Genomic DNA, 18,647 nt, shown 5'->3' on the forward strand with positions numbered 1-18,647 from the left:
ATTTGCAGATGAAGTCGACTCATCCCAACACCTTTGTTCCACCCATGCTAGATGGTGTGAGCGCCAGCAAATTGCATTTACCCAAATTAAGCACACAGCCTGAATCAATTTTTCGTTATTTATGTGCCCAGTTTGCCCATATTTCTGCACAGGAATGGCTGCAACGCTTTGAGGATGGTCTGGTTTATGATGCCGAAGGCAAGCGTTTAGATTTAGATACACCTTATAGCGCACATCAGGATATTTTTTATTATCGTTTTTTAGCGCATGAAGTTGCCGTGCCTTTTCAGCATCAAGTTTTATTTGAAAATGAACACTTATTGGTTGTAGATAAACCACATTTTTTGACCATGAGCCCTACAGGGCAATATGTACAAGAAACCTTATTAGTACGCTTAAAAAAACAAACACAGAATGAGCAGCTCACACCTATTCATCGTTTAGACCGCGAAACTGCGGGTGTGGTGCTGTTTTCCAAACAACCAGAAACTCGGGCGGTGTATCAGCAATTATTTGCAGAACGTCAGGTGCAAAAAACCTACCATGCCATTGCGCCTTATCAAGCTAATTTGTCACTACCATGTACTGTGCAATTACGCATGGAAAAAGGTGAACCTTTTTATTTGATGCACGTCGTGGCAGGCACACCTAACAGCGAAACAGAAATTCGTTTGCTTGAACATAATCAAACATGGGCAAAATATGAATTAAAGCCTACAACAGGCAAGCAGCACCAACTGCGTGTGCATTTAAATAGCTTAGGTATTGCGATTAAGAACGACCCGTTTTATCCCATTTTACAGCACAAACAAGCAGATGATTTTTCTGCACCGCTACAATTGCTTGCCAAGCATTTAAGTTTTTTTGACCCGATTAGCCAGCAACAATTCCACTTTAGCGCACAGCAAGAATTGACATTGTAATATGTTTGTCATTACAAAATAGTGGATTTTCGTTGTAGTCATATTGAAATTACAAATGAATTGTTTACAATATTGCTAAAATTTAAATCTATTTCCTTCTATTAAAAATTATGAGAAAAACTGAAGTCTATCAAGTACGCTTGGACTCTCAAGAGAAAAAACAAGCCTTTGCTGTGTTTAAACAGTTGGGGATTACGCCTGCGCAAGCGGTACGTTTGTTTTTTAAGCAAGTCGTGCTGACTAAATCAATTCCCTTTTCAATTGAAAATCAGAATATTAATCTGGAACAATTGATTAAGTTACGCAAATTAAAACAAGAGCAAAAAGCAACGCTAGTGGATGCAACCCCAAGCAATGAAGCATCTGTAACTGGCAATAATAGTGTTGAAGATTTTGAACTGGATGATGAACATCTAGACTTGTTTGATGAACTCAATGCAATTTTGGGTGAAACTGACAAAAATTAACAGTGTTGCATTTTTAAACAATTCTTTAAAAATTTACTTTAAAAACTTAGCTATGCTTCATGCAAGGACAATAAAAAAGCATGGAGTATCGTAATGATTGTAAGACGTGCCACTTTAGAAGACTTAGACCAGCTTGCTGTATTGTTCGATGAGTATCGTCAGTTTTATGGTGCATCCTCGAATTTAAGCCTTTCAGCAGCATTCTTAAAACAGCGTTTTGAAAATCAGGAAAGTGTGATTTTCATTCATATCAAAGATCAAAAAATCACTGGATTTGTATTACTTTATTTAGGCTTTTCTTCGGTTGCCTGCTCGACCTACTATATTTTAGATGACGTTTATGTCACCCCTGTTTTTAGACGACAAGGTTCGGCCAAACAGCTCATTGATACTGCAATTTTATTTGCACGACATGAAAATGCGCTACGGATTAGCCTTGAAACACAAAAAAGTAATTACCAATCCCACCAATTGTATGAAAAGATGGGCTTTGTCAAAGATGATGAATTCCAGACTTATCACTGCTTTTTAAAATAGTCACCTGATCTGACGATTACGGCTTTAGGCAAAGGGTTTAAATTTAATCTGACGTAAGCCATTGATCATAAGCTATTGATGAAAGTTCAGCAGAACCTCATTTATTCCATACGGTTTTTTGCCAATTCGACTTGTTCAGGGCTTAAATACATCCATTCACCCACATCTAAAGCCAAATCAGTCAAGTTTAATGCACCAACTTGCTGACGATGTAATTGTTCTACTTTATTGCCCACTGCTGCCAGCATACGTTTAACTTGGTGATAAACACCTTGATGAATGGTCATCTGCAATTCATGTTCAGCAAGCTGTTGTACCTCTGTTGCAGCAAATGTCCCTGATTCATTGCGCAATGCGACACCCTGCTCAAGTTGCTGGATTTGTGTTGCATTAATCGGGTCTGCGGTGTGCATAGCATACACTTTTGCCACATGCTTTTTAGGATGGGTCAATGCTTGTAAAAACTGTCCATCATCCGTCAGCAATAACAGCCCTGTGGTGTCCTGATCTAAGCGTCCAACACACTGCAAACCACGATTCAGCAATACATCATCAAACAAGTCAAACACACTAAAATGATGGGTCGCCTGATGCGAACACTCATAGCCTTGTGGTTTATGTAAGGCGATATAGACCTTTTCACGATATTGATAATTTTGCCCATACACCGAAAATTGCAAAACCGTTTCAGGCGCAATTTTTATCGCGAATTTAGGATTGGTCTGGGTTTCGCCCATAATGGTGACTGCACCATTTTTAATGAGTTGTTGGCAATGTTTACGTGATCCAAAGCCTTGTGATTGCAACATTTTTTCCAACAACATGATGAGCGACCTAATGATAAAAAGTATAAATATATTTGCTGCTATTCTAAACCAAATACACCGTAAATTCTGAACACATTGCGTACCTTGCCCGCTTGTAGTTCAAAACAGTTACAATAACTGCACTTTTCCAATTTATTTCCCCTTTTATGGATCACCATGCTCTCTCAATTAGACCTTAACCTGATGGTGCTGATCGTTCTACTCGCATGCGGTATTTTTAGCCAAAATACGGCTGTGACCATTGCCGCAGCAGTACTGATTGTTTTTAGAATTACGCCGCTAAGTGAATTTTTCCCACTATTGCAGCAGCATGGCTTAAATCTGGGCATTATCATTCTCACCATTGGCGTACTGACACCCATTGCCAGTGGCAAACTTCCAGGCGAAGCAATTCTAAAATCTTTCCTGAGTTGGAAATCTTTACTTGCGATTGCAATTGGTGTTTTTGTGGCATGGTTAGGCGGGCGTGGTGTCAAGCTCATGACCAATCAGCCTGATGTGGTCGCAGGCTTATTGATTGGTACAGTCGCAGGTGTTGCTGTGCTACGTGGCGTGCCTGTGGGACCACTGATTGCAGCAGGAATTCTCACCTTGTTTATTGGCTATTCTTAACATAGATTTAGGGACGCTTGGTTTAGATGGTTTTGCTTGAATTCATCGTCTTGTATCAACCAATTTCAATAAAAACCATCCAAATCTAAGCCACTTTGCGAAACAAGATAGATGTTAATATCATTCCCATTGCAGATAAAACGGCCATTAAAATACCAACCCAAAGCCATGTTCCTGTGGCAGATACGATAGCTGCGACCACAGGCGGCAATAAAAATTGTGAAATTGCCGAGCACTGCAACACCAAACCTACGGTGGTACTAATCGCAATCGGTTGTGGTGCAAAATTAAGTACTTGCGCAAATACCACAGCTGCGACTAAACCACCAAATAAAGAGAAATGGATGACCAATAAAAACTGCACAATGAATGGTAAAACATCACGCAAAATATAAAAACTCAGTGCGCATAGCATCAATACCGCAAAACCCATTTGCATCAACACTTGCGCTCTCAGCCCACGCTGTAATAACAACCCACATACAAATGTACCCACCGCATTTGCCATTGCAACCATAGCTGTGAGCACACCTGCGGTTTGTAAAGATATTTGATATTGCTGATAAATGGTCGGCAAAAAACCCACCAAACTGAACCACTGCCCTGCATAAACACCAAAAACCAAAGCCAATATCCATGCGGGTGGATGGCTCAAAGTGCTTTTAATCAGTTCAAAGATGGCAATGGCTTGCGTGCTGATCTGCACACTCGGTACGGCTTTATAAATGATGATTGCGAGCGCAAAGGATAACAATCCCAAACACATCCACACGCCTTGCCAATCCAAGATGGTCAGTAAAAACGGCGTACTTAGTAAACCAATACCCATCCCACCGCCCATATAGGCACTCCACAGCCCCATTTTGGCAGGCAACTGCTCCACTGCAACCAGTTGACGAATAAATGCAGGGCCGCTGAGTGTAATCAGTAAAAAGCCAAAACCTTCAATTACACGCAGACTTAATAGTGCGGAAAAGCTATGTACAAAACCACCAACAAAACTTGCACCTGCCAATAAAGACAAACCCAAAAGTACACAGCGTTTTAAGCCAATTTTTGCGGTATAACTGCCTAGCAACAACGCCAAAGACATGCCCGCAGCTTGTACCAAAGACAGCAAAAAACCTGCCTGAACCAAACTAATTCCGAGTTCAGCTTGTAGGATGGGTACAGTCGGTGGCAACTTGCCAATATGCATTGCTGCCATAAAACCCGCAGCAACAATCCACAAATCCTTTGTCAGCCAACGTACCGAACTCACTGCGCTCTCCCTTAATTTTCGCAAGGCAAGCTTAGCAAGAACATCTCACTGTTTTTAGTGGAGATTTAGATGAGCTTAGTGTTTTTAGCGATAAATTAGCATTCTCTTTACGATGCTGATCGTACGATTTTTAACTTGAATAATACTGCGTGCGTTTTTGGGAAAATTTCTCTAATTGCTTCAAAAAGCCTTCAAAATAGCACTTTTCTTTTTCTTCGCTACGATAACCCGCATACAAGGTACGGCGTAATCCTCCCGCAGCAACGCAGTCTAAACGACGTGAAGTTACCCAGCCTTTTTGCTCATATTCATTCACCACCCAATCTGGCAATGCGCCAATCCCTCGCCCACTCGCCACCAGTTGAATCAACATTTGGGTTAAATCTGTAGTACGAATAGCTTTTGGCTGAATATTGGCTGGAATGAATAGCTTAGACATAATATCTAAACGGTGTTTATCGACAGGATAGGTAATCAGGGTTTCTTCTGCCAACTCCTGTACGGTAATGCGCTCGGCACGTACTAAAGGATGAGTATTTGACAACACCAAACGCGATTCATATTCAAAAATTGGAAAATATTCGATACCTTTTAAGGCAATCGGGTCTGCGGTAATCAATAAATCAAATTCTGCGTTTTGCAATAATTCATGCGGATTGGCTTCAAAACCTGAAGCAAAATCTAAATCTACATCAGGGTATTGCTGACGATATTGATTCAGCAGCGGCATCAACCAGTCAAAGCAACTATGACATTCCGAAGAAAAAATAATTCGCCCCGTTTGACCATGCACAATGCGGGTAATATCAGTTTGGGTGATTTGAATTTGTGGCAGGACATCATCCGCCAGTTTCAATAAACGCTGTCCGACATTGGAAAATGTCACAGGGCGACTACGACGGTTCACCACTTCTACGCCATACCAATGATCTAGTTCTTTGAGTTGATGAGAAATGGCAGATGGCGTCAGACATAAATCATTGGCGGCAGCAACCAAAGAACCATGTTCACGCAGGGCTGATAGCGTTTTTAAGTGGCGAATTTCAAGCATTGCTTGTTCCTAGTTTTTCAAGTTATTGACTGCATGTTTAGACCTAGGTCGCATTTTTATTTTGCAAAATAAGAAACAAAGCCAAACATGATTCAATTTAATAATGAATTAATTTAATCTTAGCATGTAAATAATGAGTTTTCTTCATCTTAGTTTTTATTCGATGATATTTACTACGAAATCAATACAATTCCATAAAAATAATATGGCTTTCAGCAAGCATGTTTTAGGCTTCCAACGTGCAGAGCCAAACTAGAATTGAAATTCTTAACCCAAGCCTCGCTTACTCCGACAACTTCTCTCCACAATGTGGGCAGTATTTATAAGGCTCCTGTTCTAAACGCAGCTCTTCTTCACGACGCTCACGAATTAACTGCAATAAAATATCTTGGGTTTGCTCAGTGGTTAAACCGACTTGTTTGCGTAAATCTTCAATTTTTTCTTGATCATTTAACAGATCAATCTCACTATTTTGCAATAGCTCTCTAAATTTCAACCCTAAATGCTGCTTACGTTGTTCAAGTTCGTTGGCTAAACCTGTGGCTAAAATACCTGCAGGCAATGCTGCCAAGCCGACACCCAATACCGTAATTAACGCACCTAAAATTCTGCCCCAAGGGGTAATTGGTGTGACATCGCCATAACCGACTGTGGTTAAAGTCACCACTGCCCACCACATCGAAGCGGGAATTGAGCTAAAGGCTTCAGGCTGTGCCTTGCTTTCCACCACATACACACCTGCGGCAGACATCACAATCATAATAGAGAGAATAAAAATGACTGCCTGAAATGATCCTTTTTCCCGTTCGATCACTCTTAATAAAATTTGCAATGATACAAAGTAACGTGTCAGTTTTAACAAACGCAGCAAACGTAAAATTCTTAGGAACCGTAAATCTAGATGCACAAAGAAGTTAATATAAGCAGGTAGAATCGCCAACAAATCTATAATTGCCCCACCGCTGGTAAGCCATTTTACACGCTGTTTCCACGGCGAAATAAACGGGTCTTTTTCGGCAATACTCCAAATCCGCAGCAAATATTCAAGCGTAAACACTGCGATGGAAAAGTTTTCAAAATGGTCAAAAAATACCTGATAGGCAAGATAGACATCATTCACCGACTCTAAAATAACCGCACTGGCATTGCCTAAAATCAGTAAAATTAAAAAATAGTTAATGCAACGACTAAACCATGTTTCATAGTCATCGTCGTGTAAGTTGTTATAGACAAATTTTCGAAATGTGTACCACGGTGTAAATGCCATACCGAATATTATATTTTAAGGCTTACAGTGATGGCAGTTTAACCGAAGTTTTTCTCAAAACGATAGTATTTTATGTGACGTTAAGCGGGCATTTTTAATGCAGAATTGCAGTATAAGTCATCATTATCCAAATGACTAAACTACTGAATAAACAGCAATGCTAAACGCACCTGATCATAGCCCATGCGTGGACTAGTCGCTTCAACAATCGGGCGCAGTTTAATTGCGCCATCATCGCTGAAGTGCTCTGCATTTTGACGCTTCATTAATCGCTTATAAATTTTACGGACCTCTTCCACCACTTCTTCACCTGGATGTGCCACTGAAATATCCAGATTTTGTTCTTTTTGCAAACGTGCCAAATGGTTGATAATAGTTGCAGGAGTTAAACCTCGCTCTACTGCAATATCCTGAATATCATAACCTTCTTCAAATAAAGCGCGGGTTTCATCTAACGTGGCAGTCGCATAATTGGTTTTTCCACCTTTGGCAATTTTCTTTTCATTGCGCAAAATTTCGGTTTCGTTCAACGTGCCACCACAGTGACGAATAAATGCATTATGTTGTGGTGTTAAATCCAACAGCTCATAGTGCGTTTCAGCTTCTTCAGACAATTCCTGAAAACGGCGGTCAGCCTTAATCGCTAAACTGTCGAGTTCCAAAGCTTGGCTATTAAATCCCAATAAACGCAAACCGCTTAACGATTTTAATCGTGACAACGCCACATAACCCTGCCCTTTTTCAAAAGTATGGCTAAGATTGATTTCTGCCGCTTCTAAGGTCATACCTTGTGATTTGTGGATGGTAATTGCCCATGCCAAACGCAGCGGAATTTGCTGGAAACTGGCAATGGTTTTGCCTGCATCATTATCCACCGACCAAGTTTCAGGCTCGACCAGTAATACTGTGCCATCGGTCAATTTTACTTTAGGCAAAATACCGTGATCGTCATCTTCTTCAAAGCCAATCACTTCGCCCAAACTGCCGTTGATATAGCCCATATCGAAGTTGTTTTTAACAAACATCACTTTGGCATGTTTTTTTAGATTTAAAATTTCAGGCGCACGTACGGATGATTTCAGCGTTTCAATCAACTTTTCATTGCCATCACACACGGCATCAAACTGCTTGCTCTCAGTTTCAATTTCATTCAGATGCTTAAAGTTGATATTGTCCACGTCCATATTGTGCGTATATAAACGTGTGAAAGTGTCGCCAATATCTTGATGGCGGGTGTGCTCCAAAGCCTGAATATGTTGATGATCAATACTTTGTGCACGAATTGCATTGAGAATGTCATTTAAATAATCGTCGCCCTGACGGTGCTGCTCAGTTAAATAACAGACTCGAAATTTAGCTTCGACCCACGCCTCTGACATAAAACAGAACTTGTCACGATTGCGCTCATCGTTTTTTCCTACAGACGGTAACTGGAAAAAATCTCCTGCAACAATCACCTGAATGCCGCCAAAGGCTTCATCACTGTCTTTAAAATATTTTAAAACCTGATTGACTAAATTCAGTTGCTTGGCATGCAACATCGAAATTTCATCAATAATCAACACTTGCGCATTTTCTAAATGTTCTTTGAGATATTTGCGCTCTTTCATATTTTTTAGGTCGGCATCGGACAAAAAGTCTTTAATACCAATACCTGCCCACGTGTGAATGGTCATGCCATTCATATGCGTTGCAGCAATACCTGTAGATGCTGTAATGGCTACAGGTACTTTTCGTGCTTTTAAATAATTGATGTATTGATTCAGGGTATAGGTTTTACCCGCACCAGCAGAGCCTGTTAAAAAGACATTTTCGCCTGCTTTTAAAAGTTTAAGTGCAGTTTCCTGTTTCATAAGACCTATACCATTGCTGAACGGCTATAGCCTAACGAGTTTTTGCCTAAAAGTTAAGGCTCAAGTCTGCGAATACGACAACTGTTGTCTTATGCTTTAGCTGGCAATTGTGGATTCAGCCATGCAATAAACTGCTCTGCAATGGTCACCAGTAACTGTTCCGCTTTTTGATTATTCGGATATTCCAATTGATCAAACACAAGTTGCCCATTCCTAAAGTGACAGCCCAAGGTCAATTGCTGCACATAATGTGGTGATGCCATGTGAAACGCCACATATTGTCCTTCACTCACGGCTTTGGCATAGCTCAGTGCCAAACAGTGTTTAAAGTTTTTCGATTCTTCAATAATACGGTCTAAATCGGTCAGTTCTTCAAAACACCAACCTGAAAAGTACAATATTTGCTGCGGGCTTTTCGCCTGCCATGTGCTACACGGAATTTCTTTTTTCAGTTTGGCAAATAGCTCTGCTTTATACACTTGTTGATGCCAATGTACCGCTTGATGAAACAACCCCAACCAACTCAAACTTTTTGGAATATGTGTATGCGCTACGAAATATTCCAGTAAATAGTCGCGCACATAACTGTCAAATACCGAAACACGTGTATTGTGTGCACGTAAATAAAAACGCTGCCGAAAATCATCAGGCTGAATCTGATAACGCTGCAATACCGTATAAAAGTCACGTTGCTGCTGACTATCAGACTGAATATAGTCCAACAAAGCTGTCGGTAAATCTTGGGTGATCTGCTGTAAATACAACATATAACTTTGCATGACACGACTTAAACGCCGAAATACATGCTTGACCAAATGCTCATCGTGTTGCGCCACGGTTTTCAGCAAAGTCATCCATTCATCCAAATACAAAATAGAAGGACTAATGGCAACCCGCGGATCATCCAACGATTGTTTTTCGCCATGCGGCATTAAACTGACATTATGCGCATGTGCGAACCACGCTTGCTGTGTCGCATATACATTACAGCTTTGAATGAACATACGTGCGGCTGAATATTGAAAATATTGCAAAGTTGCCAAAATAATCCGTGGATGTGCCTGACTACAATCGACAAAACTGAGCGCAGTCACTGCCACCCGCACACTGGTATGATGAATATTTAAACTAAGCCAATCCAACACTTGTGCAGACTGTTTAAACAGCCAATTCACCGCACGTGGATAATCAAATAACGGCAGTTTGGCGACTTTCTTTTGCCAAATTAAAGGGCAAGATTTTAAAAAATGCGGTTTCGCCAAAGCATCGGAACGCTGCCACACCTCACGGTGCATTAAACGCGCAAAACCCAATAAATGCCCATGTTCTTCGGCATGTCGATACAACAACCGAATATCATCCTGATGATCGATTAAATCCTGCAAATTAAATCGTTCAGGAAATGAAATACTTAAAATACGATGCATGGCTTTAGGTAAAAATTCTGCCGCACTAAAACAAAAATCATCATAACTTTGCATCAGTGCTTGCACTGGCAAAAAGGTTTCACCCTCTATAAATTCCAAAGCACACAGCATCGTTAAGTTAGTTAAAACATCTTCAGGAATGTGCTGCCCTTGCTGCACAAATTTGGTCAATACTGGTTGATACTGATCGTCTGCCTGCATTAATGCCTGATCTAAAATTTGTGCCTGCATTGCATCTAAATGCAATAACAATTGCTTAACCCGTGCTGCACCATCTACCCACAGGTAAACTTGCTGCAGAATCAATTGTCGCAATTGCTGCGCCTGATTACGCAAAAATAAAGAATGCTGCGGTTTTAAATCCCCAGTCAAAAAATGCAGATCATGTAAGAAAAAATCTTCAAATGCTTCTTGCTGTTTCCCCGCAAATTCAAAGTGAGTTTCTATTAAATTTGTATGCGATTTTGGCGGATAAAATTCAAGACTAAACAGACCATTCAGCAATTCGACCCGATGCTGCAAAGGATCGATCCGAAACAAATTTTGTGCTGTAAAATGTCCAACCAAATCCATTTGATCTTGATAGATTTCTGCGGCCACACTGGAAATACGAACCAATTGCTGTGCAACGGCATGCAACTGGCTATGCTGGCAAATTGGCTGCATATACGCTCCTCATGCTTAAGTGCGGTCTATCTAAGTGTCATCTTATTTTTATTTGATTGCACCGACTAGACCCATCACGTGATACATCCCTATTTTTTGTTTTTTATTTCCATCTGCAAAAAGTGGACAATTCTTCAATCGAGCTTAAGCCACTTATTAATTGAATTACACCTGAAATTTATGTGAACGGTATCTACACCTTAAAATTAGAGATACAAAAACACTATAAACAAGATTTAAGCCCTTGCCTATAGCCTGCGCACAACTTCAGAAAAAATAAAAACCCATTAAAAAACAAATAAATTTCAATTGATTAGTTTGCATTATTTACTCAGAAAATAGGGTTGGTGTTTGGTAGGTAGGATTTCACCACAAAGCATTGAATACTCAAATCACGGTTCAACACCGCGATAACAACACATTATTCCAATACCCAATGCAAGAAGGAATCTGAGCATGGCTTTTAAAAATATTGCAGATCAAACCAACGGTTTTTATATTCCTTGTGTGTCTCTCTTCGGCCCTGGTTGTGCCAAAGAAATTGGCGTAAGAGCGCAAAATTTAGGTGCTAAAAAAGCCCTGATTGTGACAGATGAAGGACTGTTTAAATTTGGCGTAGCCGAAACCATTGCAGGCTATCTCACCGAAGCAGGCGTTGCTAGCCATATCTTTGCAGGTGCTGAGCCAAACCCAACCGACATTAACGTACATAAAGGTGTCGATGCCTACAATGCCAATCAATGCGACTTTATTGTGTCTTTAGGTGGTGGTTCTTCACATGACTGCGCCAAAGGCATTGGCTTAGTTACCGCAGGTGGTGGGCATATTCGTGATTATGAAGGCATTGATAAAAGTACCGTGCCAATGACCCCGCTAATTGCCATTAACACCACAGCAGGTACAGCATCGGAAATGACCCGTTTCTGTATCATTACCAACACTGACACGCACGTTAAAATGGCAATTGTCGATTGGCGCTGCACACCACTCATCGCCATTGATGATCCAAAACTCATGATTGCCAAACCTGCAGGTTTAACCGCAGCAACAGGCATGGATGCCTTAACCCATGCTGTAGAAGCCTACGTTTCAACTGCAGCCAATCCTATTACCGATGCCTGCGCTGAAAAAGCTATTCGTATGATTAGCCAGTGGCTTAGCCCTGCCGTGGCAAATGGTGAAAATATTGAAGCACGTGATGCCATGAGCTATGCGCAATATTTGGCTGGTATGGCATTTAATAATGCCTCATTGGGTTATGTTCATGCCATGGCGCATCAACTCGGTGGTTTCTACAACTTGCCGCACGGCGTCTGTAATGCAATTTTACTGCCGCATGTTTGCGAATTTAACCTGATTGCCTGCCCTGAGCGTTATGCAGATATTGCAGAATTGATGGGAGTCAATACTGACGGATTAACCACCACAGAAGCCGCCTATGCCGCAATTGATGCAATTCGTGAATTATCTAGCTCAATTGGTATTCCAACAGGTTTAGCAGAGTTAGGCGTGAAAGAAGATGACTTGGCGATTATGGCTGAAAATGCACAAAAAGATGCCTGCATGCTCACCAACCCACGTAAAGCCAATCATGCACAAGTGGTCGAAATTTTTAAAGCCGCGATGTAATTTGAATCTCCTGCTGAGTGAATCAAGATTTGCTCAGCATCTCCCATCCTTTTTTTCAATTTTCCTCTTTTGCTGTTTTATTTTTATCCTTCCCTTTGGCAGAACCATCTCAGATGCGTTCTGCTTTTTTTGCTGTTCAAAACAAAATGAACTCGCAGCATAAAACTAAAGCGATTTAGATGCAGAGGGTTTGCATAATTCAATTTGACAAATGCGCACAGCTCATCAAGGATATAGTCAAAATAAAATGGATGACGAACACCTTATGCTGTTAAGTAAAAAACAAAAAACAACACCAAGCTATCAACCCGATATTTTGGGTGCCGATTACCAACAAATGACGCTGGATTTTCCATCTGATTATGAAGGCAAAGTGATTGCTACCTTGGTACGCAAAAAAGCTGAACAGGAAACCCGTAAAGCCGTACTTTATATTCATGGTTTTATTGACTATTTCTTTCAAACTGAAATGGCAGACCAGTTTAATCAGTACGGCTACGACTTTTATGCCTTAGATTTGCGCAAATACGGGCGTTCGCATTTGTCACATCAGCATTGGTACAACGTGCGCAGCTTGTCTGAATATGATGCAGAAATTTCCGCTGCACTTGAGCAAATTGCCGCAGAAGAACATGACTCAGTGATTTTGGCAGGACATTCAACAGGTGGATTAATCACCACGTTATATGTGGCACATCATCCCAATCATCCACTGATTCGTGGTTTATGGTGTAACAGCCCTTTTTATGATTTCAATATGAGCGAAATTGAGAAAAAAGTCGGCATTCCTCGTCTAAGCCAATTAGGCAAATTACTGCCAGAAATGAAATTTCCAAGTCGCCTCAATCCATTTTATGTGCCAAGTCTACACAAGCAATATCATGGTGAATGGCTATTTAACTTGGAATGGAAAAAACCGCGCTATCCTAAAGTGCGATTAAGTTTTGTACGTGCAATTCATGAAGCACAAAAAGAAATTCATGCCAGTGTGCATTTGGGTGTACCAACCTTAATTATGCATGCGAGTCAAAGTAGTTATCCACGCCAATGGAATGAGATTGCGCAACGTACTGACGTAATTTTAGATGTTGCGGATATGCAAAAATATGGGCATCACATGCATGGTGATATTCAGCTTTGCCAAATTGAAGATGGCGTGCATGATTTGGTGCTTTCTGCGCCAGAAGTCCGTGCGGAAGTGTATCAGTCCTTGTTTGACTGGTTAAACCGCAAGGGGCTGTAAAAACTAAAAAAAACAGTAAGACTAAAGGACAGTGAAATGAAAGCCTAAAGACTTGATTCGTCATTTAGGCTTTGTATTTTAATAAAATTTGATGTGCAGGATGATGCTTTGGCATCAGTTCAATTAAACGCTCTACCGCATCAATCGCTTCAGGGCTATGCGCCAAATGTTTCAGCAATACATCGGTATCTTGTGCATTAAAAATGGCATCACTCAGGCGTGATTCTAAACAATCTCGCCATGCGCATAAAAATGGACTTTCAGTTTTCGCCAAAAATACCCCTGCACACGTTTGCAAGGCAGACTGCACATAACCTGCATCTAAAGCCTGCTCAGCTTGTAAAAAATCGGCTTCAATATGCGCCAAAACTCGGTAAGGACGCGAGCCGAGCATCCCCCCTAAAATATCGCGTAATTGCGACATTTCAGCTTTTAGCGTTCCCATGCTGACTTTACGCTCACCATATAGTGCTTGGTGTAAAGTGTCTAAACTCATGCCTTGTGGGCAAAGTGCCAAAATCACCAATATTTCAATTTGACGCGGTGTCATCACCACCACTTTGCCATTAAATAACACCTGTGGCACACGAAACGCGCGAATATAAAGCTGCTGTTTTTGCTGTTCCAGCAACGCATTTTGAATTAAAGAAGCACAGCGCTCTGCTGCCAACAAACCCAAACTGTTATGATTTTTCCAAGTGGTCGATAAATCAATCACGCCCAACACTTGTTTGGAATGTGGGTCTAAAATTGGTGCGGCATAACAAACCCAGTCATGTAACGATGACATATAATGTTCACTGGAAAACACACAACTGGCTTGCTGAGTTTTGAGTGACAAAGCCAAAGCATTGGTACCCACCAACTCTTCACGCCACTGTCCACCCTCTACAAAATGTACTCGTTCCGCCACATTACGCATTTGAGCGCTCGCTGCCGTCCAAATAATCGTACTGCCCACATCGCCCACGGCTGCCACCATGTCGGACTGCTGCGCGATATGTTTTAAATCTTCTGCGCAATTTTGCACAGCTCTCTGTAAAGCCGAACCGCCTTGCGGATGCGATAAACTGGAATTTAACGGAGCAGCCTGCCGATCTACAGGAATTTCTGCAATTTCAGAGCGTTGCCAAGAATTTAAAATACTCTGCTGAATTTGCTGCGCATGCAGCGGCGATAAACTACTGCTTTGTCTAAACCGTTCAATATGCAGTTTTTTTTCCAATAGATCTTGTTTTTTCATCATGACTGATTCTCACAATCCTGTGGGCATTACATCCATTGTACTGCTTGTTTTTGTAAGGATTTGTTTGTTGCTTGTAAACCTGCAACTTTCCAACCTTTTTCCAACCTTATATTGGTATGCTAAACAAATAGCGTACCAAAGTACCTTATACCTTAGCCGTAAATTTAAACTGATTTTAGACATAGGATTATTCTAAACGGTAAAGAGACGGCAGATTATAAAAAACCATCAAAGGAAGTGAATTATGCGTTACGTAGATCCCAATCAACCCGGTTCAAAAGTTCAATTTAAAGCACAATACGAAAACTTTATTGGTGGCGAGTGGGTAGCACCAGTCAAAGGCGAATACTTTGAAAATATCTCTCCTGTAGATGGCAAAGTATTTACCAAAGTCCCACGCTCATCTGCAGAAGATATTGAACTGGCTTTAGATGCTGCACACAAAGCCAAAGCTCAATGGAACAGTTCATCTCCAACTACTCGTTCTAATATTCTGTTAAAAATTGCAGATCGTTTAGAACAAAATCTAGAATTACTGGCGGTTGCCGAAACTTGGGATAATGGTAAGCCTGTTCGTGAAACATTGGCTGCCGACATTCCTTTGGCGATTGACCATTTCCGTTATTTTGCGGGCTGTATTCGTGCCCAAGAAGGCGGAATTTCTGAAATTGATGAAGATACCATTGCCTATCATTTCCATGAGCCATTGGGCGTTGTAGGGCAAATTATTCCATGGAACTTCCCTATTTTAATGGCAACATGGAAACTTGCACCTGCTTTGGCTGCGGGTAACTGTATTGTACTTAAACCTGCAGAACAAACCCCTGCCAGCATTTTAGTTTTAGTCGAACTCATTCAAGATCTATTGCCTGCAGGCGTACTAAACGTAGTCAATGGTTACGGCGTAGAAGTTGGTCGCCCATTGGCAACCAATCCACGTATTGCCAAAATTGCATTCACAGGTTCGACTCAGGTCGGTCAATTGATCATGCAATACGCCACTGAAAACATCATTCCAGTGACTTTGGAGCTTGGTGGTAAATCTCCAAATCTTTTCTTTGAAGATGTTATGGCGCAAGAAGACGACTACCTAGACAAAGCACTCGAAGGCTTTGCTATGTTCGCGCTGAATCAGGGTGAAATTTGTACTTGTCCATCGCGTGCGCTCGTGCAGGAAAGTATTGCTGACCGTTTCCTTGAAAAAGCCATTGAACGTGTTAAACGTATTAAAACAGGTCACCCGCTTGATACTGAAACGATGATTGGTGCGCAAGCATCGCAAGAACAACAGGACAAAATCTTGGGTTGTATTGCGACAGGTCGTGCCGAAGGTGCACAAGTGTTAACAGGTGGTGGTGAGCGTCATGAAGTTGGCAGCGGTTTCTATATTGAGCCGACAATTTTCAAAGGCACCAACGACATGAAAATTTTCCAAGAAGAGATTTTCGGCCCAGTGCTTTCTGTGACCACATTTAAAGACTTCGATGAAGCCATTAAAATTGCCAATGACACCATTTACGGTTTAGGGGCAGGTGTTTGGTCACGTTCTGCACACACTTCTTACCGTGCAGGTCGTGCTATTCAGTCGGGTCGCGTTTGGACGAACTGTTATCACATTTACCCTGCGCATGCAGCTTTCGGTGGTTATAAAAAATCAGGTATTGGCCGTGAAAACCACAAGATGATGTTAGAGCATTATCAACAAACCAAAAACTTGTTGGTGAGCTATTCAACTAAACCTGCGGGCTTCTTCTAAGTTGGTTAATTCAACCTTAACATGATGAATGAAAATGCGAACTTCGGTTCGCATTTTTTATGTTTTGGATATACGAATGGACAAAAAGTAAAATAAAAAAGCCATTCATCCAAACAGATTTTAAAGCCATAGACCTCAAGTTGCTGACATTAAAATCATGGATAAAAATCACAGACATAAAAAAGCACCATTTTTAAAATGATGCTTTTTGATCAAATCATTACTACTTATTTTTTAGCAGCTACAGACGCTTCTGTAGTGATGTTGACAGTAATTTTATCACCTACGTTTGGTACATAGCTTGCGATACCAAATGCAGAACGGTTGAATGATGTTGTTGCATTAAAACCAACAGTCGCTGCCTGAGTCATTGGGTGTGGACCTTGTTTGTTCAATACTGCGTCAAGTACCACTGGCTTAGTTACACCTTTAACTGTTAAATCACCTGTGATTTTAAAGTTTTTCTTGTCTTGAGTTTCAACTTTGGTACTTTTAAAAGTAATGGTTGGATATTTTGCTGCATCAAACCAATCTGCTGCCATTAAGTGCTCATCTAAAGCTTTTACGTTGGTGTTGATGCTACTTAATGGAATCGTCACATTCACAGATGAGTTAGCAGGTTTTTTCTCATCAATGTTGATAGTACCTTGAATGTCTGAGAAGTTACCTGATGGCGTAGAAAAACCGAAGTGATCCCAAGTAAATACAGTAGCAGTATGCGTTGGGTCAATTTGATAAGCCACTGGTTTAGCCATTGTCATTGTTGCTGCAGACGCGATAGCCAAACCTAAAGCAATTGATTTCATGTTCATATTGTTCATCTCTAAAAGTGTTGATACGTTTCAATGAGGTTTAGTTTATAGATTTTTGCTGCAAATACAGGATTAAAGATAAAACAGTATGTTGCATGACTGAAACGATAAATTTGTAAAAATATGCATGCGCGTTTTACATCGCTGTTGCAGGGCTGCGATATTGAATAAAACCTGTTCTTTTTGCGACACGATCATACAACTGCCGTGCCTGTAAATTATCTTCATGAGTCAGCCAATATACCCGATCACATTCACGCTGTTGCGCTGTTTGATTCACCTGCTGAATAAGCTGCTGAGCAATTCCCATCCCTCTGTACTCAGGCAAGGTATATAAATCTTGCAAATAGGCATAAGGTTTAAGCGTCCAACAACTGTCATGTTCAATTACATGCACAATTGCCACAACTTGAGTTTGATATACGGCAGCAAAACCATAAATATGCGTACTGTGTGGATTAATTAGTTTTGACCACGTATTTTGCGTAACCTCATCACTTAATTGCACCTGATAAAATTGCTGATAACCCTGCCAAAGTGGTTGCCATTGCTCAAATTGGATTTCACTTAACGCTACAATGTCGATGTGCTTAAATTGACGATCTAATATAGTTGTCTGCAAGCTTTGATGTTGCCTGATTATTTTTGCATCGAATCATTTTACTAATTATGCACAATTCATATTATGCTTAGGCTATTTTATACACTATTTTTCAGCAATAAAAAAGCTTTACCCTACGCATAGAATAAAGCTGTTTTTGACGATACACCTTTTAATGCACCGTATTCATCGCAATAGATTAAAGCTTCTCAATCAAAATACGATCAACCTGCTTTAAGCCTGATTGCTTTTCATGGTTCTTACGGCGAATTTTGATTTGCTGATCTTCAGCCAAATCCTGTAACAACAACTCTACCGCCACCATAGCTTCAAGTGGTAAATCTTGTCCAATCCACTTTTGCTCACCCGCATCCATTAAAGTGACTTCATCATTAATTTGCTCGTACAAACTCATTTCTCATCTCACTCAATTACACAGAGGTTTATTCACAAACCTGACTTACACTGA

At 40.8% G+C, this 18,647-nt stretch carries 17 protein-coding genes; 7 read left to right on the top strand and 10 right to left on the bottom strand.

The window, feature by feature from the left end:
- The first annotated feature begins 8 nt into the window (after positions 1-8).
- The 3 genes from FTT74_RS06200 to FTT74_RS06210 all read left to right on the top strand — a co-directional run bounded on the left by FTT74_RS06200 (position 9) and on the right by FTT74_RS06210 (position 1,927).
- Positions 9-923: a pseudouridine synthase gene (locus FTT74_RS06200; protein ID WP_154320807.1), complete on the top strand. Its 915-nt coding sequence runs from the start codon at positions 9-11 to the stop codon at positions 921-923.
- Between the two features lie 110 nt (positions 924-1,033).
- Positions 1,034-1,390, top strand: coding sequence for a type II toxin-antitoxin system RelB/DinJ family antitoxin (locus FTT74_RS06205; RefSeq protein WP_004976848.1), 357 nt, complete (start codon positions 1,034-1,036; stop codon positions 1,388-1,390).
- A gap of 93 nt (positions 1,391-1,483) precedes the next feature.
- Positions 1,484-1,927: a GNAT family N-acetyltransferase gene (locus tag FTT74_RS06210; RefSeq protein ID WP_004976850.1), complete on the top strand. Its 444-nt coding sequence runs from the start codon at positions 1,484-1,486 to the stop codon at positions 1,925-1,927.
- A 101-nt stretch (positions 1,928-2,028) separates the two neighbouring features.
- Here FTT74_RS06210 and FTT74_RS06215 read toward each other — a convergent pair whose 3' ends face one another.
- Positions 2,029-2,751 (bottom strand): pseudouridine synthase, encoded by a 723-nt coding sequence (locus tag FTT74_RS06215; protein ID WP_167845958.1) that lies wholly within the window; start codon positions 2,749-2,751, stop codon positions 2,029-2,031.
- Positions 2,752-2,910: 159 nt separating this feature from the next.
- On the opposite strand from FTT74_RS06215, the gene FTT74_RS06220 reads away from it, so the two are divergent.
- The gene (locus FTT74_RS06220; RefSeq protein WP_004976854.1) at positions 2,911-3,366 is read left to right on the top strand and encodes a DUF441 domain-containing protein; all 456 of its coding nucleotides are present in this window, start codon (positions 2,911-2,913) and stop codon (positions 3,364-3,366) included.
- An 85-nt stretch (positions 3,367-3,451) separates the two neighbouring features.
- On the opposite strand, the gene FTT74_RS06225 is transcribed toward FTT74_RS06220, so the two are convergent.
- From FTT74_RS06225 to FTT74_RS06245, 5 genes are all read right to left on the bottom strand, one after another.
- Positions 3,452-4,627 (bottom strand): CynX/NimT family MFS transporter, encoded by a 1,176-nt coding sequence (locus FTT74_RS06225; RefSeq protein ID WP_179988719.1) that lies wholly within the window; start codon positions 4,625-4,627, stop codon positions 3,452-3,454.
- A 130-nt stretch (positions 4,628-4,757) separates the two neighbouring features.
- Positions 4,758-5,678 (bottom strand): LysR family transcriptional regulator, encoded by a 921-nt coding sequence (locus FTT74_RS06230; protein WP_131261626.1) that lies wholly within the window; start codon positions 5,676-5,678, stop codon positions 4,758-4,760.
- Positions 5,679-5,961: 283 nt separating this feature from the next.
- Positions 5,962-6,945 (bottom strand): ion transporter, encoded by a 984-nt coding sequence (locus FTT74_RS06235; RefSeq protein WP_096901190.1) that lies wholly within the window; start codon positions 6,943-6,945, stop codon positions 5,962-5,964.
- A 140-nt stretch (positions 6,946-7,085) separates the two neighbouring features.
- Positions 7,086-8,798, bottom strand: a complete 1,713-nt coding sequence (locus tag FTT74_RS06240) for an AAA family ATPase (protein WP_179988718.1) — start codon at positions 8,796-8,798, stop codon at positions 7,086-7,088.
- 89 nt (positions 8,799-8,887) lie between these two features.
- Positions 8,888-10,891, bottom strand: coding sequence for a hypothetical protein (locus FTT74_RS06245; protein WP_179988717.1), 2,004 nt, complete (start codon positions 10,889-10,891; stop codon positions 8,888-8,890).
- Between the two features lie 456 nt (positions 10,892-11,347).
- Here FTT74_RS06245 and FTT74_RS06250 point away from each other — a divergent pair, with 456 nt between their 5' ends.
- Both FTT74_RS06250 and FTT74_RS06255 read left to right on the top strand, forming a co-directional pair.
- Positions 11,348-12,520, top strand: a complete 1,173-nt coding sequence (locus tag FTT74_RS06250) for an iron-containing alcohol dehydrogenase (protein ID WP_179988716.1) — start codon at positions 11,348-11,350, stop codon at positions 12,518-12,520.
- 247 nt (positions 12,521-12,767) lie between these two features.
- On the top strand, positions 12,768-13,763 hold the full coding sequence (locus FTT74_RS06255) for an alpha/beta hydrolase (protein ID WP_154320810.1): 996 nt from the start codon (positions 12,768-12,770) through the stop codon (positions 13,761-13,763).
- Positions 13,764-13,827: 64 nt separating this feature from the next.
- Here FTT74_RS06255 and FTT74_RS06260 read toward each other — a convergent pair whose 3' ends face one another.
- On the bottom strand, positions 13,828-15,009 hold the full coding sequence (locus FTT74_RS06260; RefSeq protein ID WP_004976871.1) for a hypothetical protein: 1,182 nt from the start codon (positions 15,007-15,009) through the stop codon (positions 13,828-13,830).
- Positions 15,010-15,253: 244 nt separating this feature from the next.
- On the opposite strand from FTT74_RS06260, the gene FTT74_RS06265 reads away from it, so the two are divergent.
- Positions 15,254-16,765 (top strand): aldehyde dehydrogenase family protein, encoded by a 1,512-nt coding sequence (locus FTT74_RS06265; RefSeq protein WP_019837400.1) that lies wholly within the window; start codon positions 15,254-15,256, stop codon positions 16,763-16,765.
- Between the two features lie 227 nt (positions 16,766-16,992).
- On the opposite strand, the gene FTT74_RS06270 is transcribed toward FTT74_RS06265, so the two are convergent.
- The 3 genes from FTT74_RS06270 to FTT74_RS06280 all read right to left on the bottom strand — a co-directional run bounded on the left by FTT74_RS06270 (position 16,993) and on the right by FTT74_RS06280 (position 18,593).
- Complete coding sequence (locus FTT74_RS06270) at positions 16,993-17,577, bottom strand: YceI family protein (protein WP_004976875.1); 585 nt, start codon at positions 17,575-17,577, stop codon at positions 16,993-16,995.
- Positions 17,578-17,713: 136 nt separating this feature from the next.
- Positions 17,714-18,199, bottom strand: coding sequence for a GNAT family N-acetyltransferase (locus tag FTT74_RS06275; protein WP_218947074.1), 486 nt, complete (start codon positions 18,197-18,199; stop codon positions 17,714-17,716).
- Positions 18,200-18,377: 178 nt separating this feature from the next.
- Positions 18,378-18,593 (bottom strand): hypothetical protein, encoded by a 216-nt coding sequence (locus FTT74_RS06280; protein ID WP_004976879.1) that lies wholly within the window; start codon positions 18,591-18,593, stop codon positions 18,378-18,380.
- Positions 18,594-18,647: the final 54 nt, after the last annotated feature.

The sequence above is a fragment of the Acinetobacter sp. YH01007 genome (genome assembly GCF_013420425.1).
GTDB classification, from domain to species: domain Bacteria; phylum Pseudomonadota; class Gammaproteobacteria; order Pseudomonadales; family Moraxellaceae; genus Acinetobacter; species Acinetobacter towneri.

What these genes read in the sequence shown, in the direction of transcription:
- FTT74_RS06210 (WP_004976850.1), top strand. Translation starts at nt 1,484, where the DNA reads ATGATTGTAAGACGTGCCACTTTAGAAGACTTAGACCAGCTTGCTGTA.
- FTT74_RS06215 (WP_167845958.1), bottom strand. Translation starts at nt 2,751, where the DNA reads ATGTTGTTGGAAAAAATGTTGCAATCACAAGGCTTTGGATCACGTAAA.
- FTT74_RS06250 (WP_179988716.1), top strand. Translation starts at nt 11,348, where the DNA reads ATGGCTTTTAAAAATATTGCAGATCAAACCAACGGTTTTTATATTCCT.
- FTT74_RS06240 (WP_179988718.1), bottom strand. Translation starts at nt 8,798, where the DNA reads ATGAAACAGGAAACTGCACTTAAACTTTTAAAAGCAGGCGAAAATGTC.
- FTT74_RS06230 (WP_131261626.1), bottom strand. Translation starts at nt 5,678, where the DNA reads ATGCTTGAAATTCGCCACTTAAAAACGCTATCAGCCCTGCGTGAACAT.
- FTT74_RS06265 (WP_019837400.1), top strand. Translation starts at nt 15,254, where the DNA reads ATGCGTTACGTAGATCCCAATCAACCCGGTTCAAAAGTTCAATTTAAA.
- FTT74_RS06220 (WP_004976854.1), top strand. Translation starts at nt 2,911, where the DNA reads ATGCTCTCTCAATTAGACCTTAACCTGATGGTGCTGATCGTTCTACTC.
- FTT74_RS06270 (WP_004976875.1), bottom strand. Translation starts at nt 17,577, where the DNA reads ATGAACATGAAATCAATTGCTTTAGGTTTGGCTATCGCGTCTGCAGCA.
- FTT74_RS06235 (WP_096901190.1), bottom strand. Translation starts at nt 6,945, where the DNA reads ATGGCATTTACACCGTGGTACACATTTCGAAAATTTGTCTATAACAAC.
- FTT74_RS06245 (WP_179988717.1), bottom strand. Translation starts at nt 10,891, where the DNA reads ATGCAGCCAATTTGCCAGCATAGCCAGTTGCATGCCGTTGCACAGCAA.
- FTT74_RS06280 (WP_004976879.1), bottom strand. Translation starts at nt 18,593, where the DNA reads ATGAGTTTGTACGAGCAAATTAATGATGAAGTCACTTTAATGGATGCG.
- FTT74_RS06255 (WP_154320810.1), top strand. Translation starts at nt 12,768, where the DNA reads ATGGATGACGAACACCTTATGCTGTTAAGTAAAAAACAAAAAACAACA.
- FTT74_RS06205 (WP_004976848.1), top strand. Translation starts at nt 1,034, where the DNA reads ATGAGAAAAACTGAAGTCTATCAAGTACGCTTGGACTCTCAAGAGAAA.
- FTT74_RS06200 (WP_154320807.1), top strand. Translation starts at nt 9, where the DNA reads ATGAAGTCGACTCATCCCAACACCTTTGTTCCACCCATGCTAGATGGT.
- FTT74_RS06260 (WP_004976871.1), bottom strand. Translation starts at nt 15,009, where the DNA reads ATGATGAAAAAACAAGATCTATTGGAAAAAAAACTGCATATTGAACGG.